At 58.9% G+C, this 19,868-nt stretch carries 18 protein-coding genes and 4 tRNA genes; 14 read left to right on the plus strand and 8 right to left on the minus strand.

The annotated features are described in order from the left end of the window. Positions 1–118: 118 nt before the first annotated feature. From AB7M26_RS09695 to thiO, 7 genes are read left to right on the plus strand one after another with little or no spacing between them, the layout of a single operon-like run. Positions 119–592, plus strand: coding sequence for a GspH/FimT family pseudopilin (locus AB7M26_RS09695; RefSeq protein WP_123497111.1), 474 nt, complete (start codon positions 119–121; stop codon positions 590–592). Next, positions 589–1,038: a type IV pilus modification protein PilV gene (gene pilV, locus AB7M26_RS09700; protein WP_008068413.1), complete on the plus strand. Its 450-nt coding sequence runs from the start codon at positions 589–591 to the stop codon at positions 1,036–1,038. Before AB7M26_RS09695 ends, pilV begins: the two co-directional genes overlap by 4 nt. Next, a complete protein-coding gene (locus AB7M26_RS09705; RefSeq protein ID WP_123497113.1) occupies positions 1,035–1,748 on the plus strand; it encodes a PilW family protein in 714 nt (237 codons plus the stop codon). Before pilV ends, AB7M26_RS09705 begins: the two co-directional genes overlap by 4 nt. A gap of 11 nt (positions 1,749–1,759) precedes the next feature. Beyond that, positions 1,760–2,239 (plus strand): pilus assembly PilX family protein, encoded by a 480-nt coding sequence (locus tag AB7M26_RS09710; RefSeq protein WP_123497116.1) that lies wholly within the window; start codon positions 1,760–1,762, stop codon positions 2,237–2,239. Then, positions 2,226–5,348, plus strand: a complete 3,123-nt coding sequence (locus tag AB7M26_RS09715; RefSeq protein ID WP_123497118.1) for a pilus assembly protein — start codon at positions 2,226–2,228, stop codon at positions 5,346–5,348. The genes AB7M26_RS09710 and AB7M26_RS09715 overlap by 14 nt, the downstream gene beginning before the upstream one ends. Positions 5,349–5,362: 14 nt before the next feature. Then, complete coding sequence (locus AB7M26_RS09720) at positions 5,363–5,764, plus strand: type IV pilin protein (RefSeq protein ID WP_123497120.1); 402 nt, start codon at positions 5,363–5,365, stop codon at positions 5,762–5,764. A gap of 55 nt (positions 5,765–5,819) precedes the next feature. After that, a complete protein-coding gene (gene thiO / locus AB7M26_RS09725) occupies positions 5,820–6,920 on the plus strand; it encodes a glycine oxidase ThiO (RefSeq protein ID WP_123497122.1) in 1,101 nt (366 codons plus the stop codon). A gap of 128 nt (positions 6,921–7,048) precedes the next feature. On the opposite strand, the gene AB7M26_RS09730 is transcribed toward thiO, so the two are convergent. The 4 genes from AB7M26_RS09730 to AB7M26_RS09745 form a co-directional block, all read right to left on the minus strand. Beyond that, on the minus strand, positions 7,049–8,389 hold the full coding sequence (locus tag AB7M26_RS09730; RefSeq protein ID WP_123497125.1) for a sigma-54-dependent transcriptional regulator: 1,341 nt from the start codon (positions 8,387–8,389) through the stop codon (positions 7,049–7,051). 2 nt (positions 8,390–8,391) lie between these two features. Further along, positions 8,392–9,981 carry a sensor histidine kinase gene (locus AB7M26_RS09735; RefSeq protein WP_123497127.1) on the minus strand — a complete coding sequence of 530 codons (1,590 nt, stop codon included), beginning with the start codon at positions 9,979–9,981 and terminating at the stop codon, positions 8,392–8,394. Beyond that, positions 9,971–10,204: a PP0621 family protein gene (locus tag AB7M26_RS09740; protein ID WP_007901926.1), complete on the minus strand. Its 234-nt coding sequence runs from the start codon at positions 10,202–10,204 to the stop codon at positions 9,971–9,973. The genes AB7M26_RS09735 and AB7M26_RS09740 overlap by 11 nt, the downstream gene beginning before the upstream one ends. Positions 10,205–10,340: 136 nt before the next feature. Next, positions 10,341–11,363: an outer membrane protein assembly factor BamD gene (locus tag AB7M26_RS09745; protein WP_123497129.1), complete on the minus strand. Its 1,023-nt coding sequence runs from the start codon at positions 11,361–11,363 to the stop codon at positions 10,341–10,343. A 151-nt stretch (positions 11,364–11,514) separates the two neighbouring features. Between AB7M26_RS09745 and rluD the strand changes: the two genes are divergently transcribed. The 7 genes from rluD to AB7M26_RS09780 all read left to right on the plus strand — a co-directional run bounded on the left by rluD (position 11,515) and on the right by AB7M26_RS09780 (position 16,642). Then, positions 11,515–12,477: a 23S rRNA pseudouridine(1911/1915/1917) synthase RluD gene (rluD, locus tag AB7M26_RS09750; RefSeq protein ID WP_123497131.1), complete on the plus strand. Its 963-nt coding sequence runs from the start codon at positions 11,515–11,517 to the stop codon at positions 12,475–12,477. After that, on the plus strand, positions 12,474–13,199 hold the full coding sequence (pgeF, locus tag AB7M26_RS09755; protein WP_123497133.1) for a peptidoglycan editing factor PgeF: 726 nt from the start codon (positions 12,474–12,476) through the stop codon (positions 13,197–13,199). Before rluD ends, pgeF begins: the two co-directional genes overlap by 4 nt. 129 nt (positions 13,200–13,328) lie before the next feature. Beyond that, positions 13,329–15,893: an ATP-dependent chaperone ClpB gene (clpB, locus tag AB7M26_RS09760; RefSeq protein ID WP_123497135.1), complete on the plus strand. Its 2,565-nt coding sequence runs from the start codon at positions 13,329–13,331 to the stop codon at positions 15,891–15,893. 335 nt (positions 15,894–16,228) lie between these two features. After that, positions 16,229–16,304: transfer RNA gene (locus AB7M26_RS09765), tRNA-Asn, on the plus strand. Between the two features lie 9 nt (positions 16,305–16,313). Continuing rightward, positions 16,314–16,390: transfer RNA gene (locus AB7M26_RS09770), tRNA-Pro, on the plus strand. Positions 16,391–16,395: 5 nt separating this feature from the next. Next, a tRNA-Lys gene (locus AB7M26_RS09775) sits at positions 16,396–16,471 on the plus strand. Positions 16,472–16,565: 94 nt separating this feature from the next. Continuing rightward, positions 16,566–16,642: transfer RNA gene (locus AB7M26_RS09780), tRNA-Pro, on the plus strand. Positions 16,643–16,748: 106 nt separating this feature from the next. Here AB7M26_RS09780 and AB7M26_RS09785 read toward each other — a convergent pair. The 4 genes from AB7M26_RS09785 to AB7M26_RS09800 form a co-directional block, all read right to left on the minus strand. Continuing rightward, entirely contained in the window at positions 16,749–17,150 is a 402-nt protein-coding gene (locus tag AB7M26_RS09785) for an HvfA family oxazolone/thioamide-modified RiPP metallophore (RefSeq protein ID WP_123497137.1), read from the minus strand. 338 nt (positions 17,151–17,488) lie between these two features. After that, on the minus strand, positions 17,489–18,787 hold the full coding sequence (locus tag AB7M26_RS09790) for an NAD(P)/FAD-dependent oxidoreductase (protein WP_123497139.1): 1,299 nt from the start codon (positions 18,785–18,787) through the stop codon (positions 17,489–17,491). Between the two features lie 60 nt (positions 18,788–18,847). After that, on the minus strand, positions 18,848–19,021 hold the full coding sequence (locus tag AB7M26_RS09795) for a DUF3094 domain-containing protein (RefSeq protein WP_123497141.1): 174 nt from the start codon (positions 19,019–19,021) through the stop codon (positions 18,848–18,850). A gap of 153 nt (positions 19,022–19,174) precedes the next feature. Then, positions 19,175–19,801: a DUF1780 domain-containing protein gene (locus AB7M26_RS09800; protein WP_008008717.1), complete on the minus strand. Its 627-nt coding sequence runs from the start codon at positions 19,799–19,801 to the stop codon at positions 19,175–19,177. Positions 19,802–19,868 lie beyond the last annotated feature (67 nt).

The raw sequence follows: 19,868 nt of genomic DNA on the forward strand, positions 1-19,868 counted from the left end.
CTGGAGTGCTGCGGCCCGCGCGATCCCTGCGCGAGTAATGGCAAAACAACCGTACATCTGCCGGTCGAATGTTCTAGCGTGTAGAAGCAGGTATAGCCGACGGCAACGGAGGGCACCGATGGATCATCGTACAAAAGGTTTCACGCTGATCGAGCTGCTGATCACGCTCGCCGTGTTTCTGATCCTGATCAGCCTGGCCGTTCCGGCGTTTACCCGCTCGGTGCAAAGCACCAAGGCCGACACCGAGATCGGCGACCTGCAACGCGCGCTCAATTTCGCCCGGCTTGAGGCGATCGACCGGGGTATTACCACCCGGGTTCGCCCGACAGCAGGCGGGAGTGTCTGGACCGGCGATCTGACCGTTTATGACGGTACCGGCAATCCGGCCAATGTATTGCGGGTTGTTCCAGCGATGAGCAGTGGCGCCACTCTGACGCTAACCTCAGGAGTGACCGCTATTGATTTCAACAATCTGGGTGGTTTGTCGGCGCCGTCCACGGCCGTCGTGATCAGTTATGTACTGGGGGCACAGAGCAGGACGCTGAATGTGTGTTTGAACGGACGAATTCTATTGGGTGGAAGTTGCGGATGAGGGGTTGGAGCAAGCGCGCACAGGAGGGCATGACGCTGATCGAGGTACTCGTCGCGTTGTTGGTTCTGGCCGTGGGGTTATTGGGCGCGGCGGCGATTCAGCTCAATGCGCTGAAGTACACCGACAGCTCGCGGATGACCAGCCAGGCGAGTTTTATCGCCTACGACATGATGGACCGCATTCGTGCCAACTCCGGCGCTGATTACACCGTCACGCCACCGACCTCCGGCAATTTGAGCGTGGCCCGGGATCAGGACCTTTATGATTTCACCAGCAACATTGTCAATTTCGGCGGCGCCACGGCGACTGGCAGCATCACCCGAAACCAACGGGTGTACACCATCACCATCACCTGGGACGACTCACGGGCCGCCAATACCGCCGACTCGCGCCGCAGTTTTGTCCTTACCAGCCGCGCCACCGTTGATCCGGCGACGACACCATGAACAGAAACAGCAAAGGTTTCGGCCTGATCGAGTTACTGATCGCCCTGGCGTTGAGTCTGGTCGTGGTTCTTGGTGTGGCGCAGATCTTCATCGCCGCTAAAAACACCTACGTCAGCCAGAGTACCGCCGCCGGCATGCAGGAAGATGCACGGTTTGTCCTGAGCAAGATGATTCAGGAAATCCGCATGGTCGGCATGTTCGGTTGCCTGGGCACGATTATCGATGCCAGTTCGGCAGGGAGTTTCAATGCCAGTCAGATCACGCCGATCAGTTGGGACAATGCCAACCTCAAATTAACGCTTGTCACTGCCGATGTCGGCGGCAGTGGCGGGACGCCGACCTGGACGGTGGTTTCGGACTGTCGTAACACTGCAACGGCCTACTCCGGCCTACGAACGACCACATCCGGGCAATTGGCGTTTCCGATCCGGCGGTTGATCTACAGCTTCAGCAATAACCAATTGCTGATGGGCTCTGGTGTCGACACGCCGACCCAGCAGGTGCTGGTGAACAATGTCAGTGCCTTCAATGTGAGCTTCGGCCTCGCGAGTTCCGCCACGGATACGGCCGCCTCCAGCTACAGCAGCAACCCGTCCGATCCGGCACGGATCCGAAGTGTGCGACTGACCCTGACACTGAGCGACCCGAACCACCGGGTCAGCGATCAAACCTTCAACGTGGTTGCCGCCTTGCGCAACCGGTTGCCATGAGGGGAGAGCCGATGAGTATTGCTCCCATGACCCCTCACGCCCAGCGCGGCATGGCGCTGCTGGTCAGCCTGGTGTTTCTCCTGGTGCTGACGTTGATCGGGCTTTCATCAATGCAGAGCGCCACGTTGCAGGAAAAAATGGCCAGCAGCGTGATCCTGCGCAATCAGTCGTTCCAGGGCGCAGAAGCGGCATTGCGTGTTGGCGAAAGCGCGGTGCAACTGGACACCTATTCATTGCCGGTTTGCAGCGGTACCAGCCAATGCGCGCCACCGGCCGAAGCGTCGGTCATTACCGCCACCGGGTTCAACTCCACCTCGGGGGTGACCTGGATCGCCTCCGGCAGTGGCTTTTACGGGGTGCAGAACATCGGCACCACCTTGACGGCCGTGAACGTACCGAGCAACACGTCGGCAACGCTGTACCGGGTGACCGCCGTGGGCATCGCGGGCAATTCGCGCAGTGTGGTGGAGAGTATCTATGCGAAGTACTGAGACCCGCCCAGGCTGGCGCCGCTGGTTATTGCAGCTGTTCTGCGGCGCGGCATCGAGCCTTTATCTGGCAGCGCCGACTTACGCCTTCACGCCCTCGGATTCGCCGCTGTTGAACGCCGCCGCCGTGACGCCCAACGTGATGCTGTTGCTCGACGACTCGAAGAGTATGAACAGCATTATCTGGGCGCCAGGTTTCGACCCGACAATCGCACGCACCCCGGTGGCTATTTGCCTTTCGAATGGTTCGTGTTTGAAAGGCCGCGAACTTGACATGACCGATAACAATATTGCCCTGTCGAGTTTGACTCACGGGACATGTTCGAAGGATGGATGGTACGGTTTTTATAAAAACAGCCTTCTCGGTCTGGATTCACTTTGCCTGAAGCTTCCCGATCCGGTGGGACGCGAGGACACGCTCTATTCGGCGAAATACTTGTCGTACCTGATCAGCCTGGCCAACAACTCCGACCGGGATTTCACCGATGGTTCGATCCCCAATGATTACCGCATGAACGTAGCGCGCAACGTTTCCAAGACGTTGGTGGCCAGCAACCGCTCGCTGCGCATTGGACTGTCGACGTTTAACCTGGCGGTCGGCAACCATAAGAATGACGGCGGTTACATCGTCCGCTCGATCAGTGATTTGTCGGCCGTCAGCGGCACCGTGACTCAGGCTCAGGCCGATACCAACTACAACGAGTTGATCGCCGGAATCGATGAACTGAGCGCGCAGGCCAATACGCCCTTGGCTGAAGCCTATTACGAGCTCACCCGTTATTTTCGTGGAATGACGCCGTACAACAACGCGACGCCCACCACCTACACCAGTCCGATTCAGTATCGCTGCCAGAGAAATTACGGGGTGGTGATCACCGGTGGTCTGCCAACCTTCGACCATACCTTTCCGACCGACGATCCACTCGGTGGCGGTGCATTACCGAACTGGGACGGTATCAGCAGTAACGATGGCGCCGATCCTTTCGGTGACAAGGAGGGCGATACCTTTTATCTGGATGACATCGCCAAGTTCGCCTTTGACATCGACATGCGCTCCACGGGGACCGATGCCACGGGCAAAAGCTGGAATACCCCTGATTTTCCAAAACAAAACATGAATACCTACACCCTGGGTTTCACCGCGGCAAACCAGATGCTGGCGGACGCCGCGACCTACGGGCAGGGCAAGTATTACCAGGCGATCGACGGTGCCGAGCTCAACAGCGCATTGTCTTCAGCCCTGAGCGACATCACCGCCAAGGCGGGCTCAGGTGGCAGCGGTGTGGCCAATGGCACGACTTTGACCAGCAGTTCCAGCTACTTCCAGACCAGCTACGATCCCAAGGACTGGCGCGGCACCATCAAGTCTTTTGGCTTCACCTCGGCGGGCGCGGTGAACACGGCCGCGGCGCTGTGGACGACCGATACCACGATCGTGCCCGGTGCTACCGCCCCGACCTACCAGTCCTGGAATACCCTGACCAACGCCGTCGTTACCCTGGCCTATAACAATTTCTCTTCGGTCCAACAGACTTCCCTCAACCAGAGCCTGCCCGTCGGTATTACCGGCAGCGATCTGGTGGAGTGGAGCAAGGGCACCAACAAAACCGGATTGAAAACGCGCAGTGTATTACTCGGCGATATCATCAATTCGCCTCTCGTACTGGCCGCGCCCACGGACCAAACCGCGTCCGATTTGGTGGGTGATACCACCTACAGCACCTACCTAGCCACTAAAGCCGCCAACATGAATTCCAGCCTGGTGGTGAACGCCAACGACGGTTTTGTAAACGTCATCAACTCGACCAACGGTGTCAGGCGCTACGGCTATATGCCCTCCAGTGCGTTGCCATCATTGCGCTACATCGCTGATCCCACTTATACCAACGGTGTGAGCCACAAATATCTGGTCGACGGTCAGGTCGGCGTGTTCGATGCCCAACTCGACAGCGCCTGGAAAACCCTGGCGATTGGTGGAACAGGGGCGGGCGGCAAAACCTTCTATGCGCTGCAACTGTTCGACGCCTCGGCCGGGAACGTGATTAACGCGTTGTGGGAAATCAGTGCGCCGACCACGGCCAGTACGACGAATGTTTTCAATGATCTGGGTTATGCCTATGCGCGCCCCGAAGTGGCACGCTTGGCCGATGGTCGCTGGGCCGCGTTTATCTCCAACGGTTATGGCAGCAACTCCGGGGTGGCTGCACTTTATGTGGTGGATATCCGCGACGGTTCGCTGATCAAGAAAATCGTGGTCGACAGTACAGAAACCACCAACGGCCTGTCGTCGGTGAAGCTCAGGGTCAACTCGCAGAATGTGGTGCAGGCTGCCTATGGTGGCGACCTGAAAGGGCGGTTGTGGAAGTTCGATTTGAGCGGTACCACTACCGATACCTGGGGTGTGGCGTTTTCCGGCAAGCCGTTGTTCACCACCGCGGGCGGCGCGACTCAGCCGATCACGGTACAACCGCTGCTCGCCGATCATGCATCGGGCGGCAAGCAAGTGTTTTTCGGTACCGGCAAACTCAACGAGAGCGCTGACAAGACCAACAAGGATCTACAAGCGTTCTACGCGGTATGGGATGCGGAGGGTGGCGCGGGGCAAATCACCGCTTCCAGCCTCCAGGCGCAGGCGGTGACCGGCGTGTTCTCTGGCAGCAGCGGGCAATTCATCACCACCAGCCAGAATGAGGTGACCTACCCGGCAAAGAAAGGCTGGTACTTGCCGCTGGTCTACAACAACCTACTGACCGGGGAGCGGGTGATCAATCAGGCCAGTCTCGTGGCAGAGCGAATCGTTTTTACCACAGCCAGTATGGATACCGTTGACCCCTGTGCCGGCTTCGGCACCGGCAAACTGGTCGAACTCGATGCGTTCAGCGGTAAGATGCTCAATTACGCGGTGCTCGATACCAACGCCGACGGGGTGGTCGATAGTACTGACACGATTTCCAGCGGGGTGATTTTCACCGGTGGTATCCCGACCCTGAACGCGGTCGTCGATGACGCAACCCGCAAGGTTGTAAACGACTCCGGCGGTGGCGTGACCACTCTGGTGGAAAAATCCGGTGGCGGCAGCGGCCGTCGCATCATGTGGCGACAAATACAGTGAGTGAGAGTTGAGGCATGCGCAGATCCAACCGAGGTTTTACCCTGATCGAAATCATGATCGTGATTGCGATCATCGGGATCGTCATCACCATTGGCTATCCGAGCCTCACCGAGTACGTGAAAAAGGGCCGCCGTACTGAGGTGGCCGGTCTGCTTTCCGAACAGGCGCAGATTTTGGAGCGTTTCTATTCGAAGAATAATGTCTACACCAATGCTACCGGTCTGAGCGCCGGCAATGATTTCTATACCATCACCCCGACCCTGACCGATCAGACCTTCTTGCTGACGGCCACACGCAAGGCCGGTTCGACCATGGCGAGCGACAAGTGCGGTGATTTCACCCTCACCAATACCGGCGTCAGAAGCATGGTCAATGCAACATCCGGCCTGACCACCAGGGATTGCTGGGGTCGCTGAGTTTCTCTTTCGGGCGCCCTTTGCGCCTCTGTCTATCTAACGGTTGGATCAGAACATGAGCAGGCAACAGCAAGTGGTGATTGTCGGCGGCGGCGTGATTGGCCTGCTGACGGCGTTCAATCTCGCGTCCGAAGTACAGAGCGTTGTGCTGCTGGACCGCTCGAATGTCGGTCAGGAGTCGTCCTGGGCCGGTGGCGGGATCGTTTCGCCACTCTACCCGTGGCGCTACAGCCCGGCGGTCACTGCGCTGGCTCATTGGTCCCAGGATTTTTATCCACAGCTGGCGGAACGTCTGTTCGCCGCCACGGGTGTCGATCCTGAAGTGCACACCACCGGGTTGTACTGGCTGGACCTGGATGACGAAGCCGAAGCGCTCGCCTGGGCCAAACGGGAAAACCGCCCGCTGCGGGCTGTGGATATCTCTGCGGCACACGATGCGGTGCCGGTATTGGGCGCCGGTTTTTCGCGGGCGATCTACATGGCCGATGTGGCCAATGTGCGTAATCCACGGCTGGTGAAATCCCTCAAGGCCGCCTTGCTGGCGCTGCCGAACGTGACGATTCATGAGCAGTGCGAGGTCAGCGGGTTTATCCGTGAAGGTGCTGCGGTGGTCGGGGTACAGACCTCGAGGGGGGCCATTGCGGGTGATCAGGTGGTTTTGACCGCAGGGGCCTGGAGCGGTGACTTGCTGAAAAGCCTGGGCCTGGAACTGCCGGTCGAGCCGGTCAAAGGCCAGATGATTCTCTACAAGTGCGCGGCGGACTTCCTTCCAAGCATGGTTCTGGCCAAGGGTCGTTATGCCATTCCTCGGCGTGACGGGCACATTCTGATCGGCAGTACGCTGGAGCATGAAGGCTTCGATAAAACGCCGACCGACTCAGCGCTCGAAAGCCTGAAGGCCTCGGCGGTGGAGTTGATTCCGGCGCTGGCGGATGCCGAGGTGGTGGGGCATTGGGCCGGGTTGCGGCCGGGGTCGCCGGAAGGGATTCCCTATATCGGTCGGGTACCGGGGTTTGACGGGCTCTGGCTTAACTGCGGGCACTACCGCAATGGGTTGGTGCTGGCGCCGGCGTCGTGTCAGTTGTTTGCGGATGTGATGCTGGGTCGGGCACCGATTATCGATCCTGCGCCGTATGCACCGGCCGGGCGTCTTTGACCGCATGATTTTTGTTGTCGGTCAGATCGCCTTCGCGGGCAAGCCTCGCTCCTACAGGTTTGTAGTCGATCAATAAGTTTGTGAACGACATCAATCTGTAGGAGCGAGGCTTGCCCGCGAAGAGGCCCTCAATCCAGCCCCAATTTCTTGAGCCTGTAACGCATCGAGCGAAACGATAGATTCAACCGCTGAGCCGCCGCCGTGCGGTTCCAGCGGGTTTCTTCCAGGGCCTGGAGGATGAGTTTGCGTTCGACGTTTTCCAGATAGGCTTCCAGATTGTCGATCTGCGTCAGGTCCGGCACGTCGCCGTCCGGGTTGCAGTTGCCTTCGGCCAGCCGCAGGTCGCTGGCTTCGATTTGTTTGTTCTCGCACAAGGTGTGCGCCCGCTCGAGCATGTTCTCCAATTCCCGCACGTTTCCTGGAAAACGATAGCTTTTCAGTGCGTCGAGGGCTTGCGGGTGGAGTTTTGCCGCGGGTTGGCCAGTGCCAGTTGCCAGTCGCTTGAGCATATTGTTGGCCAGAAGCTCAATGTCGTCGCGACGTTCGCGCAAGGGCGGCACCCGCAATTCGATCACATTAAGGCGGTAGTACAAGTCCTGGCGAAAGCGTTCGGCGGCGACTTCGGTATCGAGATCTTTGTGGGTGGCGCAGAGAATGCGTACATCCACCACGGTTTCCTGCTGTCCACCGATGCTGCGCACGGCTTTCTCTTGAATGGCCCGCAAAAGTTTGACCTGCATCGCCAGCGGCAGGTCTGCCACTTCATCGAGGAACAAAGTACCGCCATGGGCGGCCTGGAATAGCCCGGGTTTGTCTTCGATGGCACCACTGAAACTGCCTTTGCGATGGCCGAAAAATTCGCTTTCCATCAATTCCGACGGGATAGCCCCGCAGTTCACCGGCACGAATGGGCGGGTGGCGCGTGGGCCTTGATCGTGGATCAGTCGGGCGACCAGCTCCTTGCCGCTGCCGGACTCGCCGCTGATGTACACCGGGGCCTGGCTGCGGGCCAGTTTGTCGATTTGTTTGCGCAGGCTGCGCATTGGCAGGGAGTCGCCCAGTAGGCGACGGTCGATGGTACTGCTGGCGCCGCCTGGCGCAGGCAAACTCAGCGCGCAGGTGACCAGTTCGCGCAAACGGGTGAGGTCGACCGGTTTGGTCAGAAAATCGAAGGCGCCAGCCTTGAGGGCGTTGATTGCCGTTTCCAGGCTACCGTAGGCGGTAATCATCGCCACTGGCACTTGCGCATAGCGCTGCTGGATGTGCTGCACCAGTGCCAGACCGGTGCCGTCGGGCAGGCGCATGTCGGTCAGGCACAGGTCGAATGTCTCCCGTGCCAGCAGTGCTTGCGCTTCTGCGAGGTTGCGGGCACTAAAGGTGTCGAGTTTCATCCGTCCCAGGGTTATTTCCAGGAGTTCGCGGATATCCGGCTCATCGTCGACGATCAGGATTTTTTGCCGTGGGCTCATGTTCAACTTTGTTTCCGTCCGTGAGCAAAGGTGATGCGAAAGCAGCCGCCGCCTTGGCGTGGTTTGAAGTCTAGGCGGGCTTGATTGCTTTCGCACAGCTCACGGGACAGATAAAGCCCCAGGCCAGTGCCCTGGCTGCTGGTGGTGAAGAACGGTTCGAACAAATGCGAGCGCTGGTCCGGCGCCACGCCGGGGCCATTGTCCAGGACTTCAAGGATCGGCAACTGGCTGTCCGGGTCAATAAACAACTCGAGCCAGACCTGCGCCTGATCATGGTTCAGGGCACTATGGCGCCAGGCGTTGCGCAACAGATTGTCGAGAATCTGGGTCAGTTGATTCGGATCCATCAGGGTTGTGAAGTCCCCCGAACCGATTCGCAGGTGAACTAGCTGACGCTCGGTCGCACCCTCGCGGGTTTCGGCCACGAAGTGCTCCAGCCACGGCCGCAGATCCAGCCGTTGCGGCACGGTTTGCTGACGACGGGACAGCTGCAGGACGTTTTCGATTACCCGATTCATTCGCTGAGAGTGGTCTTGAATAATCTGCGTCAGACGCCGATCCGCGCCGTTCAGTTCCTCGGATTCTTGCAGTAACTGCGCGGCATGACTAATGGCGCCTAGTGGATTGCGGATTTCATGGGCAATACCGGCAGTCAGGCGGCCGAGGGCGGCGAGTTTAAGTTGCTGGGCCTGCTGGGCGATTTGGGCGAGGTCTTCGAGAAAAACCAGCGTCTGGTGGTGCGGGCTTTGGTCCAGGGCAATGAAGCTCGGTTGCAGCTCCAGGCCATTGCTGGCGATTTTCAGGCTTTGCGGGCGCAAAGTCGGATTGTTGAACCACAGTTGGAGTCGCTCGACCAACGGCATCGAATGGTCGTCGATCAGTTGGCCATCGAGTTTTTCCTGCCCCAGCAAGGTCAAGGCGCTGTGATTGGCCAGTTGCACACGCCGCTGGTCGTCGAGCACCAGAATGCCCGTGCGCATACGTTGCAGGATCAGTGCGTTGAGGGCTTCGAGACCGAGCACTTCACTGGCCCGCTGCTCGGCCAGGGTTTCGCTGACTTCAACTCTTCGGATCAAGCCTTGCACCAGCAATGCCGCGACAAAACACAGAGCACCGAGCGTGCCGATTTGCAGGTAATCATTGGGACTGGTGGGGTGGCTGAAGCTCAGAAGAAAGCTCAAACCCACGATGCCGAGGGCGCCAACAGCCGCAATCAGCAGACCGATGCGCCCGCGCAGCAGGGTATTACTGATAACCACCGACACGATCAACAGGTTGCCAATGGCACTGGGCATGCCGCCAGCGGCATAGAACAGACCGCATAGCAGCAGGACATCGACCAGCGCCAGACCGAACAACTGCGCCGGGCGACGGGTGTTCTCCAGAAAGACCACCAGCAGGATATTCAGCACCAGGTACAACCAGCTGCCGTTGCGCAGCAGGTCGTCATTGGCAAACGTCAGCAACTGGCTGTCCATGTTGCTGGAAATCAACAGCACCAAGGTGATGCCGATGCTTAAACGGTAGAGGTGATAGAGGCGCAGCAGTCGCTGGGCCTGTTTGTTGCCGGGACTGGACGTCTCAGCGATCACTGGAACCCGGGCCTTGCTCAAGGTGAGCCTGGCTGCAATACCACTGTTGTTGAAGGCTCAGCGCGCGGTCGCGGGGCAGATGTACGCCGCAATGAGCGCAACGGACCATGGGTGGAGCATCTTGCTCTCGCGGCGTGTTGGCGCCCGAAACCGGGGCCTTGAACTTGCGCCAGAGCCATACCGCAGCGGCAATCAGTGCGATCCAGAATAATAAACGAAGCATGGTGAGCTGCTTTTTGAGTAGTGAATTGGCAGTTTAGCCAAGGACGGGTCGGTCGCACAGCGCAATACGCTCACCCCTGAAATCCGGTAATAAAAAAGGCGCCTCGAAAGGCGCCTTCTCGGCACAACACTCAGCGTCAGTCGAACACGCCGAAGGTCATGTAGCTGAACCACGAGCGGTCGGCGTTGTTGGCTTCAGACTCGTGCTGCTCTTCTTCGATCACATCGCCGTTCTCATCTTTAGGCTTGAGCTCGTTCGGAATCGAGTCCTTGGCGTCCTGGAACTGTCTCTGCACGTCCTGGTTGGCGCGGGTTTCACCTGGCGGCAGCGGCGGACGGGATTCGATCAGGCCCAGGGTGGCCTTACTCAGCCACGAACGGTTGTCGGCTTCGTCCTTCGAGGGCACGAACTGACCGTCCACCAGGCTTGGGTGGTTCGGGTAGTTGAGCTTCAGGGTTTCGAGCGTGGTCGCGGCCAGTTCGTCCAGGTGCAGACGCTGGTAGGCTTCAGTCATCACCGCCAGGCCGTCACCGACCGAAGGGGTTTCCTGGAAGTTTTCCACCACGTAACGACCACGGTTCGCGGCGGCGACATAGGCCTGACGGGTCAGGTAATAGTCGGCCACGTGAATCTCGTAGGAAGCCAGCAGGTTGCGCAGGTAGATCATGCGCTGCTTGGCGTCCGGCGAGTAGCGGCTGTTCGGGAAGCGGCTGGTCAGCTGGGCGAACTCGTTGTAGGAGTCGCGAGCGGCGCCCGGGTCACGCTTGGTCATGTCCAGCGGCAGGAAGCGCGCCAGCAGGCCGACGTCCTGGTCGAAAGAAGTCAGACCCTTGAGGTAGTAGGCGTAATCGACATTCGGGTGCTGCGGGTGCAGGCGAATGAAACGCTCGGCGGCGGATTTCGCAGCCTCGGGCTCGGTGTTCTTGTAGTTGGCGTAGATGAGCTCGAGTTGAGCCTGATCGGCGTAGCGACCGAACGGATAACGCGACTCCAGCGCCTTCAGCTTGGCTGTGGCGGCGGTGTAGCTATTGTTGTCCAGATCGTGCTGAGCCTGCTGGTACAGCTCGACCTCGCTCAGGTTTTCGTCTACGACTTCCTTCGATGAGCAAGCAGCGGTCAATGCGAGGATGGCGATCAGCAGCAGGTGTTTCACTTGCATGGCGGCTTGCGTCCCTATGACGGCCGCTGTCTTGGGCGGGGCCGTCCTGTTATGATGAGCGCCCCGTTGAAAAGCCTCGGGGCAAAAGACGCCGTATTTAACCACAAGCGCGCAGCCGAAACCAAAGGCTGTGCCGACGCCTAGTCTGAGCATGTCCGATAAAATTGAACTTCGCGCAGAGGTGCCGTCCGAATTGGGCGGCCAACGCCTCGATCAAGTCGCCGCACAATTATTCGCTGAGCACTCGCGCTCGCGCCTTTCCGCCTGGATCAAAGACGGCCGCCTGACTGTGGATGGGGCGGTTATCCGCCCGCGAGACATCGTTCACGGTGGCGCCATTCTTGAACTGACTGCCGAGCAGGAAGCTCAGGGCGAATGGATCGCTCAAGACATCGAGCTGGACATCGTCTATGAAGACGACGACATCCTGGTGATCAACAAGCCTGCGGGCCTGGTGGTGCATCCGGCTGCCGGCCACGCCGACGGCACCTTGCTCAACGCCTTGCTGCACCACGTGCCGGACATTATCAATGTGCCCCGCGCCGGTATCGTGCATCGCCTGGACAAGGACACCACCGGTCTGATGGTGGTGGCCAAGACCATTCAGGCGCAGACACAGCTGGTCACGCAATTGCAGAGCCGCAGTGTCAGCCGGATCTACGAGTGCATCGTGATTGGTGTGGTGACGGCCGGCGGCAAGATCAACGCGCCGATCGGTCGTCATGGCCAGCAACGCCAGCGCATGGCCGTGATGGAAGGTGGCAAGCAAGCCGTCAGCCATTACCGCGTGCTCGAGCGTTTCCGTTCCCACACGCACGTGCGGGTGAAGCTGGAAACCGGCCGTACGCACCAGATTCGCGTACACATGGCGCACATCAACTACCCGTTGGTCGGAGATCCTGCCTATGGCGGTCGTTTCCGAATTCCGCCGGCCGCTAGTGTGACCATGATCGAATCCCTGAAAAATTTCCCGCGTCAGGCGCTGCATGCGCGATTCCTGGAGCTGGATCATCCGACCACCGGTAAACGCATGAGCTGGGAATCGCCGCTGCCGGACGATTTCGTCTGGTTGCTGTCGCTGCTCAAGCAAGACCGTGAGGCGTTCATCGGATGAATGACTGGCTGATTCCCGACTGGCCTGCGCCTGCCGGGGTGAAAGCCTGCGTTACCACCCGTGCGGGCGGCGTCAGTCTGGCGCCGTTCGACAGCCTCAACCTCGGCGATCACGTCGACGACAGCCCCGAAGCTGTTGCCGAGAATCGCCGTCGCCTCACTGATCATTTCTCTATTCAACCGGCCTGGTTAAAGCAGGTTCACGGCATTGTCGTGAACCAAGCGGATCCAAGCCTGGTAGCCACTGCCGATGCCAGCTGGACGGCAACACCCGGTATCGCCTGCGCGGCGATGACCGCTGATTGCCTGCCAGCGCTGTTCTGCGACCGCGCCGGCACCCGCGTCGCTGCCGCCCATGCCGGTTGGCGCGGGTTGGCGGCGGGTGTGCTGGAGGCGACCCTCGACAGTCTGGCCGTACCGCCTGAAGACGTGCTGGTCTGGCTTGGCCCGGCCATTGGCCCACAAGCCTTTGAAGTCGGCCCGGAAGTACGCGATACCTTCGTCCAGCAATTGCCTGAAGCCGCCAAAGCCTTTGTGCCGAGCCAGAACGCCGGCAAGTTCATGGCCGACATCTATGAGCTGGCGCGTTTGCGCCTGGCCGCTCGCGGCGTTACCGCTGTTTATGGTGGTGGTTTTTGCACCGTGACCGATCCTCGTTTCTTTTCTTACCGCCGTAGTCCACGCACCGGCCGGTTTGCCTCCTTGGTCTGGCTTGAACGCTAGACTTCTCTGATCTACATCAACACCACGACGCTTGAATCTCCCAGAATCGACCGCATCTATAGCGGTATCTGGCAGGTTTCTTCATTCAGGATGTTTATAGGTCCGGCCTGCTCAAAAGGAAGGTGACCCATGCGTATAGACCGTTTAACCAGCAAGTTGCAGTTAGCCTTGTCCGACGCCCAATCCCTGGCCGTCGGCCTCGATCATCCCGCCATTGAGCCGGCGCACTTGATGCAGGCCATGCTTGAACAGCAAGGTGGTTCGATCAAACCCCTGCTGATGCAGGTGGGTTTTGACGTCAACAGCTTGCGTAAAGAACTGACCAAAGCCCTCGATCAGCTGCCGAAAATCCAGAATCCCACCGGCGACGTGAACATGTCGCAGGATCTGGCGCGCCTGCTCAACCAGGCTGACCGCCTGGCCCAGCAGAAGGGTGATCAGTTCATCTCCAGCGAGCTGGTGCTGCTCGCCGCCATGGACGAGAACAGCAAACTCGGCAAATTGTTGCTGGGCCAAGGCGTGAGCAAAAAAGCCCTGGAAAATGCGATCAACAACCTGCGCGGCGGTGAGGCAGTCAATGACGCCAACCACGAAGAATCCCGTCAGGCGCTCGACAAATACACCATCGACCTGACCAAGCGTGCCGAAGAGGGCAAACTCGATCCGGTGATCGGCCGTGACGACGAAATTCGCCGCACCATTCAGGTCCTGCAGCGCCGCACCAAGAACAACCCGGTGCTGATCGGTGAGCCTGGCGTGGGTAAAACCGCCATCGCCGAAGGCCTGGCCCAGCGCATCATCAACGGCGAAGTGCCGGATGGCCTGAGAGGCAAGCGTCTGTTGTCTCTGGACATGGGGGCTCTGATTGCCGGTGCCAAATACCGCGGCGAGTTCGAAGAACGCCTCAAATCCCTGCTCAATGAACTGTCAAAGCAGGAAGGGCAGATCATTCTGTTCATCGACGAACTGCACACCATGGTCGGCGCCGGCAAGGGCGAAGGCTCGATGGATGCCGGCAATATGCTCAAGCCGGCACTGGCTCGTGGTGAGCTGCACTGCGTCGGTGCGACCACGCTCAACGAATACCGCCAATATATAGAAAAGGACGCTGCTCTCGAGCGACGCTTCCAGAAAGTATTGGTGGATGAGCCGAGCGAAGAAGACACCATCGCCATCCTGCGTGGCCTGAAAGAGCGTTACGAGGTTCACCACAAGGTGGCGATCACCGACGGCGCGATCATCGCCGCGGCCAAACTCAGTCATCGCTACATCACCGACCGCCAGCTGCCGGACAAAGCCATCGACCTGATCGACGAAGCCGCCAGCCGCATCCGTATGGAGATCGACTCCAAGCCGGAAGTGCTGGACCGCCTGGAGCGTCGCCTGATTCAGCTGAAGGTGGAATCCCAGGCGCTGAAGAAAGAAAGCGACGACGCGGCGAAGAAACGTCTGGAAAAACTGCAGGAAGAAATCGCCCGTCACGAGCGCGAATACTCGGACCTCGAAGAAATCTGGAACTCGGAAAAAGCCGAAGTGCAAGGTTCGGCGCAGATCCAGCAGAAAATCGAACAATCCCGTCAGGAACTGGAGGCTGCGCGCCGTAAGGGCGACCTGAACCGCATGGCCGAGCTGCAATACGGGGTGATCCCGGACCTGGAGCGCAGCCTGCAAATGGTCGACCAGCACGGCAAAAGTGAAAACCAGTTGCTGCGCAGCAAGGTGACTGAAGAAGAGATCGCTGAAGTCGTGTCGAAGTGGACCGGCATCCCCGTGGCGAAAATGCTCGAGGGCGAGCGCGAAAAACTGATGAAGATGGAAAGCCTGTTGCACCAACGTGTGATCGGTCAGGACGAAGCGGTGATCGCTGTCTCCAACGCGGTGCGGCGTTCCCGCGCCGGGTTGTCCGACCCGAATCGCCCGAGCGGTTCGTTCATGTTCCTCGGCCCGACCGGTGTCGGTAAAACCGAGTTGTGCAAGGCGCTGGCCGAGTTCCTGTTCGATACCGAAGAGGCGATGGTGCGGATCGATATGTCCGAGTTCATGGAGAAACATTCCGTGGCTCGACTGATCGGTGCGCCACCGGGCTACGTGGGCTATGAAGAGGGCGGTTACCTGACCGAGGCAGTGCGTCGCAAGCCTTATTCGGTGATCCTCCTGGACGAGGTCGAGAAGGCCCACCCGGACGTGTTCAACATTTTGCTGCAAGTGCTCGAAGATGGCCGTTTGACCGACAGCCATGGCCGCACGGTGGATTTCAAAAATACTGTGATCGTCATGACCTCCAACCTTGGCTCGGTGCAGATCCAGGAGCTGGTGGGGGATCGCGAAGCGCAGCGCGCGGCGGTGATGGATGCGATTTCCACGCACTTCCGGCCGGAGTTCATCAACCGGGTCGACGAAGTGGTGATTTTCGAGCCGCTGGCTCGGGATCAGATCGCCGGCATTACCGAGATCCAGTTGGGGCGCCTGCGTAGCCGCCTGACCGAGCGCGAGCTGAAGCTTGAGCTGAGCCCGGAAGCGATGGACAAGCTGATCGCCGTCGGTTACGACCCTGTGTATGGCGCACGGCCGCTGAAACGGGCGATCCAGCGCTGGATCGAGAACCCGTTGGCACAGCTGATTCTGTCGGGTCGATTCATGCCCGGCGATACCGCCAAAGGTGTCGTGGAGAACGACGAAATCGTTTTCGTCTGACGCTCGGCGGCAGTGCAATAAAAGGAGGCCTCGCATTGCGAGGCCTTTTTTTCGCCAGGCTGTTGAACTCAAAGGAAAAGGCTTGTAAAGTGCGCCCCGCAGTAAGTCGCCCTGAAGGGTTTCTGCTCCCCAAGCAGGAATCTGAAATAAGTTGCAAATCATTAACTTGAAAGCAATTTAGGGGGTTGACAGAGGTGCTTAAGATTGTAGAATAGCGCGCCTCAGACACACGAACGCAGCGATGCGATCGGGTCGAAGAGGTGAAGCAAGCTTCACAGTTGTAAATTGAAATATCAGTTGTAATTGAAATATCAGTTGTAATTGAAATATGTAGTTCCGTGATAGCTCAGTCGGTAGAGCAAATGACTGTTAATCATTGGGTCCCAGGTTCGAGTCCTGGTCACGGAGCCAATTTCAAACCGGGGTATAGCGCAGTCCGGTAGCGCGCCTGCTTTGGGAGCAGGATGTCAGGAGTTCGAATCCCCTTACCCCGACCATTTTTGGGTCGTTAGCTCAGTTGGTAGAGCAGTTGGCTTTTAACCAATTGGTCGTAGGTTCGAATCCCACACGACCCACCATTTTTGAAACCAGTTAACGCTGGAATCGAATCTTAAGATCAGACGCCAAAAGCTCTGTTCGCAGAAGGCGCCTTTCAAAGGTGCCTTTTTTTACCGGGGTATAGCGCAGTCCGGTAGCGCGCCTGCTTTGGGAGCAGGATGTCAGGAGTTCGAATCCCCTTACCCCGACCATATTAAAAATCCTCGTATCGAAAGATACGGGGATTTTTTTTGCCTGCTGTAAATGCAAAAAAGCCCTGCTTCTCGACGAAGAGGCAGGGCTTGGGCCTTCAGAGGCTTAACTATTGTCTTTCAGGTGCTCGAACAAGCCCTTTGGCATCTTTTTACCATTGGCTTCGTAGTTGGCTTTCACGTTATCAAAAGCCTCTTGTTCCGAGATTTGGCCGTCATGGTTGGTGTCGATCTTGTCGAAGTCAGCCTTGGGCGCCACTTTCAAAAACTCCGCGCGGGATACCTTGCCGTCATCATCGGTATCGGTCCGGGCCATCGAAGCATCGCCGCACTTGCCTTCGCCACATTTGCCTTCCGGCGTCTTCACGACCTGTTCCGCCGAGGCCAGCAGGTAGCCCTGAGTCAGCGGCTGCGAAGCGAATACGGAGCCGGACAACATCATGCCTCCGGCCAGGACAGCGCCGAGCAGGCCAACAGTGTTTTTGCTGAGAGTAGTGGTACGGGACATTACAAATCTCCTGGGTTGCACAACACAACCGCTCGATAAAGGACGCCACGTGAGTGCGGCGATGACCGAAGCAGGCAGTGCCTTGCTCGGGTGTGGCCATTTAGCGGGCGTGGTGTATCGCTACTGTGTCGCACAAGGGGGGGCTTTGTAAGCGAAGGGATGGAATTAGCGGGGGAGATACAGTGAGACACACAAGTGTCCGCAGGTTGGACCGAGGCGCCTGCATCGCGGGCAAGCCACGCTCCCACAGGTTATGTATCGACCATGGATCTGGGTCCAACACATAACCTGTGGGAGCGTGGCTTGCCCGCGATGGGGCCCTGACAGACGCCGAGTATTTAGTGCAGCTTCAGCCGCGGCTCAGTCCCGCGCCCAATTTTGCTTCCCAGCATCAACATCGCCGTGCGGAACGCGCCATATAGCGCCATCTGGTGCATGCGATACAGCGACACGTAAAACATCCGCGCCAGCCAGCCCTCGAGCATGACGCTGCCGGTCAGGTTGCCCATCAAGTTACCCACAGCCGAAAAACGCGACAGCGAAATCAGCGAACCATAGTCGGTGTACTTGTACTCCGGCAGGGCTTTGCCTTCGATCCGCAGTTTCAGCGATTTGGCCAGTAACGAAGCTTGCTGGTGCGCGGCCTGGGCACGCGGTGGCACATTGCGGTCGGTGCCCGGTTGTGGGCAGGCCGCGCAGTCACCGAAGGCGAAGATGTTCTCGTCACGAGTGGTTTGCAGGGTCGGCAATACTTGCAGCTGATTGATGCGGTTGGTTTCCAGGCCATCGATGTCCTTGAGGAAGCCCGGTGCACGAATCCCGGCGGCCCAGACTTTGAGGCTGGCGTTGATCTCTTGGCCATCGGCGGTAATCAGGCTGTCTGCCGTCACTTCGCTGACTGCCGCATTGGTCATGACGTTGACCCCGAGTTTCTCCAGGGTTTTATGCACAGGGCCGCCGATCCGTTCCGGTAGCGCAGGGAGCACCCGTGGCCCGGCTTCGATCAGGGTAATGTGCATGTTTTCCGGTTTGATCCGGTCCAGGCCGTAGGCCGCGAGTTCATGGGCGGCGTTGTGCAGTTCCGCGGCCAATTCGACCCCGGTGGCACCGGCGCCGACGATCGCTACGCTAATCTGCTCGACCTTATCGGTCTGCCCGGCGTGGGCGCGCAGGTAATGATTGAGCAATTGCTGATGGAAGCGCTCGGCCTGTTTGCGGGTGTCGAGGAACAGACAGTGCTGCGCCGCGCCCTGCGTGCCGAAGTCGTTGGTGGTGCTGCCGACGGCAATCACCAGCGAGTCGTAAGGCACTTCGCGCGCCGGCACCAGTTCCAGGCCTGCCTCGTCATAAGTGGCGGCCAGCTGGATTCTCTTCTGTGCGCGGTCGAGCCCGCTCATGCGCCCCAGCTGGAACTCGAAGTGGTTCCATTTTGCCTGGGCAACATAGTTGAGTTCGTCTTCGGAAGAGTTCAGGGAACCTGCCGCCACTTCGTGCAACAACGGTTTCCAGATGTGGGTCAGGTTCGCGTCGACCAGCATCACACTGGCCGTGCCGCGCTTGCCCAGAGTCTTACCCAGACGGGTAGCCAACTCCAGACCGCCGGCGCCGCCGCCAACGATGACAATACGATGAGTCATGGGGATATCTCGCAAGGCTAAAAGAAATCGGTGCAGTCAACCGAGCGAGCGCGATGCAGCTCATAGCGTCAGGTAACTGATAAGTCGGCTCAACAGGCCTAAACCCATGGTCACTGCCAACACCACCACCAGGAGCATCCACGGCCGGAAAGGCCGGCGCTCGACTTGGTGCTGGGACAGGTTCAGGTACTCTTCGACATGTTTCTGGTCGTCGGGGTTCAGGCGGCTGGTCATAAAGGCCTCGTCAGGTAGACGTTGCTGAATGTGTAGACGCTACAGCGCGCAGCGATGTTGCGACCTATCCGGTGTGGAACGGAGCATAGTTGCTGGCGGGAATGGCGAATGATTCCACTTTGTAACACTCGGCGACCAACGCCTGCAACGGACTCACAGGCTGATCCCGACGTCGAAAACGATGCTGCGCCCCAGGTTGCTGCGCAGGAAATCCGGGGCTTCCGGGTGTGCGAACAACACTCGGGCGAAGGTCGGGCCGACCAGCGACAACGAGCGCCAGCCCTGACGCAGGTATTCGGTGGGCGGCGGAAAGTGGCTGTTGAGGTCCAGCACTTCGCGCTTGAGGCTGGCGAAGGCGATGATGTCCAGCTCCCCCAGGTCCATGCCGCGCTCTTTGTAGTTGTGGGCTTTTTTGCGCAAGGTCGGCGCCAGTCTCAGCAGAAATTCATTGGCCGGGATGCGCCGGGGCTTAGCCTCGCGGCGCACTAGCTGGCTCAGGGAAAACGCGCTGCGTCGACGTTGCAACTCGTCGCGCCATTCATCGTTGAGGCGCCGACCCTCGTCGAGCACGAAGAACACTTCGAAGTTCGCGTCGCGGAACAACACGTCCGGTGGCTCCCCGGCGGGGGCAAATTCGTCGGCGCGATAGGGAATGTTCAGGCCTTGCAGCAGGCGCTGGCAAACCCAACGCTCACGCTCCCATTTGCGGGCATTGGAGAGGAACGTGTTGGCTTGCTCGGCCGCAATGGTCAGCAGGCGTAAATAATCTGAATCATCCATAGGCCCAAGCTTAGCGTTCAAATGTGATCTGAATAATAAGTCTGTCGCAAAAGAAAAAAGTCTGTCG

The sequence above is a fragment of the Pseudomonas sp. F-14 TE3482 genome (assembly GCF_053629455.1).